Raw genomic sequence first — 6615 nt, 5'->3', positions numbered from 1 at the left:
TCCACCGCCGGTGTGCACGCCACCGTACGGCCTGTCACGGCCGCCACGGTCGCCGCCGCGGTCGCCGTGGTCGTCCCGGCCGCCGCGGTCCCCGCGGTCACCGCCGCGGTCACCGCCGCGGTCACCGCCGCGGTCACCGCGGTCACCACGGTCGTCGCCGCGGTCGGACTTTCCGTAGTCGTCGCCGTGCGACGACGAGTAGCCGTTGTCGTGGCCCGAGTCGCCGGACGTTGCCAGGGCGTAGGCGGACGGGCCGGTGATGGCGAGGACCGCTGTGACAGCGGCCGAAGCGAACAGTGTGCGGGCAGAGCGCATCTGAACACATTCCTTCCGCCGCAACTGCGAAGAGTGACGGGCTGTCGACTCAGTGTGGCGCAGTGGCGACGTGATCCACCGTCAGCCGGAATGCGAATTCGCGCCATCGGGGAGCGCAGCATTGGAGCTACACCGTGGTCTCTTCGGGTGGCGTAGGGCCGATAATCACCCGTTGGACTGCACCCAGCGGCGCGCGAGGTTTGGGTGACCGGGCCCCATCCGTATCCGTTTTCTGCTGGCCTCTCCACGGCGGGCCCGTCACCCGCCCCGCAGCGGCCCTTCATGTACCGTCAACAGGGCCAGGGCTGCGGGGAGTTGGCATGGTTTGCGCGGTGTACCGGTCGGGCGGCGCGGGCCCCGTGGCCTGCGGCGATTCCCTGCGTGCGCACCCCGGATCCGCGTCGGCGGCGCACCTGAAATCCGGCGTCGCGCCGCCTCTGACCTGCTTGCTTTCGAGCGCCGATATCTGCGCAGGGCGGGGGGCGGGTAAATCGGTTGTCGCGGGTCCGGGCCTCTGCTGTACTCGCCGCAGAAATCGATCGACGAAGGAGCGGGTCATGCGAGGAACTCTCATGTTCATCCAGGCGGGAATTGCTACCGATCTTGAGGACATGGAGTTTCGTGCACACGCTGAATCTGGGAATTCTGGCGCATGTCGACGCCGGTAAGACGAGCCTGACCGAGCGGCTGCTCCACACCGCCGGTGTCATCGACGAGATCGGCAGCGTCGACAAAGGCAGCACCCGGACCGATTCCCTGGCACTCGAACGACAACGCGGCATCACGATCAAGTCCGCCGTCGTCTCGTTCGCCATCGATGGCATCGTGGTCAATCTGATCGACACCCCCGGTCACCCGGACTTCATCGCCGAGGTGGAACGGGTACTGAACGTGCTCGACGGTGCCGTGCTGGTCATTTCCGCGGTGGAGGGCGTACAGGCGCAGACCCGCGTTCTGATGCGGACGCTGCGACGCCTGCGCATTCCGACGCTCATTTTCGTGAACAAGGTCGACCGCGGCGGTGCGCGGTACGACTCCGTGCTGCGGAGCATTTCCGAGAAGCTGACCCCGGCCGTGGTCGCCATGGGGTCGGTCGACGGTGCGGGCGGCCGGGACGCCCGCTGCACGCCGTACACCCGCGCCGACGCCGGCTTCACGGACCGGCTGACCGAGCTGCTCGCCGACCACGACGACGCGCTTCTGGAGGCGTACGTCGAGAACGCCGCGGTGCTCCCGTACTACAGGCTGCGCGAGGAGCTGTCGACGCAGACCGGGCGGGCGCTGGTGCATCCGGTGTACTTCGGCTCGGCGATCACCGGGGCGGGGGTGGGCGCCCTGATCGGCGGGGTCAGGGAGTTGCTGCCCGCGAGCCGGGGCGATGCCGACGGGCCGGTCTCGGGCACGGTCTTCAAGGTGGAGCGCGGTCCGGGCGGCGAGAAGACGGCGTACGTCCGGATGTTCTCGGGCACGGTACGGATCCGCGACCGGCTGCCGTTCGGGCGGGGCGACGGGCGTGCCGAGGGCAGAGTGACCGGGATCAGCGTCTTCGACCACGGCTCGGCCGTGCGTGAGTCGGCGGTCGGCGCGGGCCGGATCGCGCAGCTCCGGGGTCTCGGCGGCATCCGGGTCGGCGATCCGGTCGGCGATCCGGACACGGCCGCACCGGGCCGGTGGTTCGCTCCACCGACGCTGGAATCGGTCGTGGTTCCCAGCTCTGGGACGAGCAGGGGCGAACTGCATGTCGCACTCGCGCAGCTCGCCGAACAGGACCCACTGATCAATCTGCGACAGGACGACATCCGGAAGGAAGTGTCCGTCTCGCTCTACGGCGAGGTGCAGAAGGAAGTCATCCAGGCGACACTGGCCGACGAATTCGGAATCGGTGTCACCTTCCGCGAGACCACAACCATCTGCCTGGAACGGCCGAACGGCAGCGGTGCCGCGTACGAGGTCGGCGAGCAGAACGGCAATCCCTTCCTGGCCACCATCGGCCTCAGGGTCGACCCCGCCCCGGTCGGCAGCGGTATCGCCTACCGGCTGGAGGTGGAGCTCGGATCGATGCCTTTCTCCCTGATGAGGGCGGTGGAGGAGACCGTGGGGGAGACCCTGCGACAGGGAATTCACGGCTGGCAGGTCACCGACTGCGTCGTCACCATGACGCATTCCGGCTACTGGCCCCGCCAGAGCCATTCCCATGGCGTTTTCGACAAGAGCATGTCGAGCACCGCGGGGGACTTCCGCAATCTGACCCCGCTGGTCCTGATGAGCGCGCTGAAGCAGGCCGGTACCACGGTGCACGAGCCGATTCACCGATTCCGCCTGGAACTCCCCGCGGACCAGCTCGGCCCGGTCCTGCCCGTACTCGCACAGCTGCGGGCCGTCCCGGGAACACCGGCCGTGCACGGCTCCGTATGCGTGCTGGAGGGCGAGATCCCGGCGGCCCGCGTCCACGAGCTCCAGCAGCAGCTTCCGGCCCTGACCCGTGGCGAAGGGGTCCTGGAATCCGAGTTCGACCGCTACCGGGCGGTCGTCGGCACCGTCCCGGACCGGCCGCGCACGGACCATGACCCGCTCAACCGCAAGGAGTACCTGCTGCACACGGTGCGCAGGATCGCCTCGGGCGGGTAGGCGCGGTGACCCGGCGGCGCCGCCGGGCCACCGGACAGGCCCTGGGGTCTTTCGCTTGGATCAGGCCGGATCAGGGAGCGGGGTCCGGCCCGATCCAAACGAAAGCCCTAGTTCAGCAACGCCCGCGCCGCCTGCGCCCGGTGCCGGATCGCCTCCGCGGTCGCGGGCTCGACCCCGTCGATCACGTCCGCGTACTCCTCCATCTCAGCCGCCCCGCGCAGGAACTGCCCGCTCTGTACGAGCAGCTGCGCGCGCTCGTAGCGCAGCCTGGCGGGATGGGAGGGGAGCAGCAGCGACAGGTCCACCGCCCACAGCGCCACATCCGTGTGCTCCGGACGCGCCGCCGCCCAGGCCCTGATGTTGTTCAGGATCCGCAGCACGATCTCCAGCGGCCGGGCGGGCACCAGCATCGACTCCTCCAGCGGCTCCCCGGTGGCCCCCGCCACCAGCAGCTCCGCTTCCTGCCCGGTCATCGGCCGGCCGCCGTCGAACGGGTCGGCCAGCACCCGCTCGGCCGGATCGCCGAAGCCGACGACGAAATGGCCGGGCAGCGCCACCCCGTACACCGGAGCGCCCGCCCGCCGCGCGACCTCGATCCACACCACCGACAGCAGGATCGGCAGCCCGCGACGCCTGCGCAGCACCTCGTGCAGCAGCGACGACTCCAGCCGCTGGTAGTCCGCCGACGAGCCCGCGAAGCCGCACCGTTCACCGAGCAGTTCGGCCAGCGCCGAGGCCCAGGACCGGCCGCCCCGCACCCCGTACGGAAGCCGGCCCGCCAGCTCGTCCAGTTCGATCTGCGCCGCGTCGATCCCGTGCGCATCCAGCGCCGGATCGGCCACCGCGCCCAGCAGCAGGCAGAGCAGCGCCAGGTCCGGCCGCTCGGCGCGGGCCTCCTCGGCGAACTGCCGGCGCAGCTCGTCCCGGTCCGGGCGCTCCGGCCGCTCGGCGGGTTCAGGATTCATCGGGCCCGTCCGTCCCCGTCACGCCGACCGGAAGTGGTGGTACAGGTGATGGACCGCGAACCCCATGCCCTCGTACAGCGCCCGCGCCCCCTCGTTTTCCGTCTCCACCTGGAGCCACGCCGCCGAGGCACCCTCCTCCAGGGCCCTGCGGGCGAGCGCGGTCATCACGGAGGTGGCGAGTCCCTGGCGCCGGTACGCCGGATCGACCTCCACGGCCATGAAGCCGGCCCAGCGCCCGTCCACCACGCACCGCCCGATCGCGGCGGGCGCCGCGCCCTCGCTGTCGCCGGGCACCGAGGCGAACCACACGGAGGGGCCGCCGCGCAGCACCGCCAGGACGTGCGGCCCCGGGGTGTCGAAGCGCTGGTAGCGGGAGAGCCACGTCTCGTCGAGGTCCCGGCTCAGCCGCACCCGGGACACATCCGCGTCCAGATCACCGATCGGGGCGAGCCCGGCGGTGCGTACCTCGGCCGTCACCTCGCGGCGCCAGCCGCGCTCCTCCAGCTCCGCGCAGAGCAGCTCCTGGGTGCCCTCGGCGCCGGTCGCGGTCTGGATGTACGCGGGCAGGCCCCGTTCCCCGTACCAGTGCCGGACGCGCCCGAGCGCCTCGTCGAGCGGGACGCCCGGATCGCCGAGCGGCAGCACGGAATTGGCGCGCCGGGTGAAACCCCGCGCGGCGCGCAGCCGCCAGTCGCCGAGCGGTTCGCTCTCCGCCGGCTGCCAGGCACGGGCACAGACGGGCGCGAGCTCCTCGAAGGAGGCCGCCGGACCGCGCCGCCGGGCCGGAGCGGCGGGCACCACCTTGCCCGCCACCAGTGCCGATTCCGGGATACGGACGGATTCACCGCTCTTCGGTGTGATCGAGAGCACACCGCTGTCCCACGATGTGAGAACGCCGACGGTGTCGGCGAACTTCGCTCCTTGCGGGCCGGTCTCGCACACACGCCGGACTGATACCCGTTTGCCCACGTCAGCCGGTGTGATTCGGACCTTGAGCTGTCCGCCGACGGTGAATTCCACAGCTGTGTACGCCCCTCCTGTTCGGTTCGTGCCCCGGAACGGAGATACTAGGGGCGGGCATCGACGACGCCGCGCTCCCGCGCGAGAGCCAACGCCCTACCGAGGAGGAACGACAGCGTGACCTACGTCATCGCGCAGCCTTGTGTCGACGTAAAGGACAAGGCCTGCATCGAAGAGTGCCCCGTCGACTGCATCTACGAGGGCCAGCGGTCCTTGTACATCCACCCGGACGAATGCGTCGACTGCGGAGCCTGTGAGCCGGTGTGCCCGGTCGAGGCCATCTTCTACGAGGACGACACCCCGGAGGAGTGGAAGGACTACTACAAGGCGAACGTCGAGTTCTTCGACGACCTCGGGTCGCCCGGTGGTGCCTCCAAGCTGGGCCTGATCGAACGCGACCACGCGTTCATCGCCGCGCTGCCGCCGCAGAACCAGTAGTCAGCGGCCAGCACGTGCGCCGCCCCGGTCCCGTACGGCTCGTCACCGTGCGGGACCGAGGCGTTTCCACGCCCGGGTGACGAGCGGCCCGAGTGTCCCTCGTGACCCCGTACGAGAAAGCAGAGATCCGTGTCCGCAGTCTCCTCCCGTCTCCCGGTCTTCCCCTGGGACAAGCTGGCGCCCTACAAGTCGACGGCCGAGGCCCACCCCGACGGCATCGTGGACCTGTCCGTCGGTACGCCCGTCGACCCGGTGCCCGAGCTGATCCGGCGGGCGCTCGTCGCGGCGGCGGACAGCCCCGGCTATCCGACGGTGTGGGGGACCGCCGAGCTGCGTGACGCGATCACCGGGTGGGTGGAGCGGCGGCTCGGCGCGGTCGGGGTGACGCACCGGAACGTCCTGCCGGTCGTCGGCTCCAAGGAGCTGGTGGCCTGGCTGCCGACCCAGCTCGGTCTCGGCGCGGGCGACAGGGTGGCGTACCCGCGCCTCGCCTACCCGACGTACGAGGTGGGTGCCCGGCTCTGCGGTGCCGAGCCCGTCGTCTACGACGACCCGACGGAGCTGGACCCGGCCGGTCTCAAGCTGCTCTGGCTCAACTCGCCGTCCAACCCGACCGGCCGGGTCCTGTCCAAGGACGAGCTGATCCGGACCGTCGCCTGGGCCCGCGAGCACGACGTGCTGGTCTTCAGCGACGAGTGCTACCTGGAGCTGGGCTGGGAGGCCGAACCGGTCTCCGTGCTGCACCCGGACGTCTGCGGCGGTACGTACGAGGGCATCGTCGCCGTCCACTCGCTCTCCAAGCGCTCCAACCTGGCCGGGTACCGCGCGGCCTTCGTCGCGGGCGACCCGGCGGTGCTGAGCGAGCTGCTGCTGATCCGCAAGCACGGCGGCATGATGACGCCGGCCCCGGTCCAGGCGGCGACGGTCGCGGCGCTCGGCGACGACGAGCACGTCGCCGAGCAGCGGACCCGGTACATGGAGCGGCGCGCGGCCCTGCGCACCGCGCTGGAGGCGCACGGTTTCCGGATCGAGCACAGCGAGGCGAGCCTCTACCTGTGGGCGACGCGCGACGAGCCGTGCTGGGAGACCGTGGCGTACCTGGCGGAGCTCGGCATCCTGGTGGCGCCGGGCGACTTCTACGGACCGGCCGGCGACCGCTTCGTACGGGTGGCGTTCACGGCGACGGACGAGCGGGTGGCGGCAGCGGTCAAGCGGCTGTCCTGACGGCAGCACCACACACGCGCGGGGC

General features: G+C 70.9%; 5 protein-coding genes and 1 pseudogene. 3 read left to right on the top strand and 3 right to left on the bottom strand.

The features are described from left to right. Window positions 1–315, bottom strand: a pseudogene (locus tag ABZY11_RS42040) (hypothetical protein); the annotation flags it as partial. 621 nt (window positions 316–936) lie between these two features. Between ABZY11_RS42040 and ABZY11_RS42035 the strand changes: the two are divergent. Beyond that, window positions 937–2943, top strand: a complete 2007-nt coding sequence (locus ABZY11_RS42035) for a translation factor GTPase family protein (protein ID WP_356484226.1) — start codon at window positions 937–939, stop codon at window positions 2941–2943. Between the two features lie 107 nt (window positions 2944–3050). On the opposite strand, the gene ABZY11_RS42030 is transcribed toward ABZY11_RS42035, so the two are convergent. Together ABZY11_RS42030 and ABZY11_RS42025 are read right to left on the bottom strand one after the other, a co-directional pair. Further along, window positions 3051–3908: a transglutaminase-like domain-containing protein gene (locus tag ABZY11_RS42030; RefSeq protein ID WP_356484225.1), complete on the bottom strand. Its 858-nt coding sequence runs from the start codon at window positions 3906–3908 to the stop codon at window positions 3051–3053. A gap of 18 nt (window positions 3909–3926) precedes the next feature. Then, on the bottom strand, window positions 3927–4928 hold the full coding sequence (locus ABZY11_RS42025) for a GNAT family N-acetyltransferase (protein ID WP_356484224.1): 1002 nt from the start codon (window positions 4926–4928) through the stop codon (window positions 3927–3929). A gap of 117 nt (window positions 4929–5045) precedes the next feature. Between ABZY11_RS42025 and fdxA the strand changes: the two genes are divergently transcribed. Continuing rightward, the gene (gene fdxA / locus ABZY11_RS42020) at window positions 5046–5366 is read left to right on the top strand and encodes a ferredoxin (protein ID WP_018956287.1); all 321 of its coding nucleotides are present in this window, start codon (window positions 5046–5048) and stop codon (window positions 5364–5366) included. Window positions 5367–5495: 129 nt separating this feature from the next. After that, window positions 5496–6590, top strand: coding sequence for a succinyldiaminopimelate transaminase (gene dapC / locus ABZY11_RS42015; protein WP_356484223.1), 1095 nt, complete (start codon window positions 5496–5498; stop codon window positions 6588–6590). The last annotated feature ends 25 nt before the right edge of the window (window positions 6591–6615 follow it).

The sequence above is a fragment of the Streptomyces sp. NPDC006510 genome (genome assembly GCF_040611955.1).
GTDB lineage: Bacteria > Actinomycetota > Actinomycetes > Streptomycetales > Streptomycetaceae > Streptomyces.
Note: the sequence above shows the minus strand (reverse complement) of the source record. Positions and strands in the feature narration are given on the sequence as shown.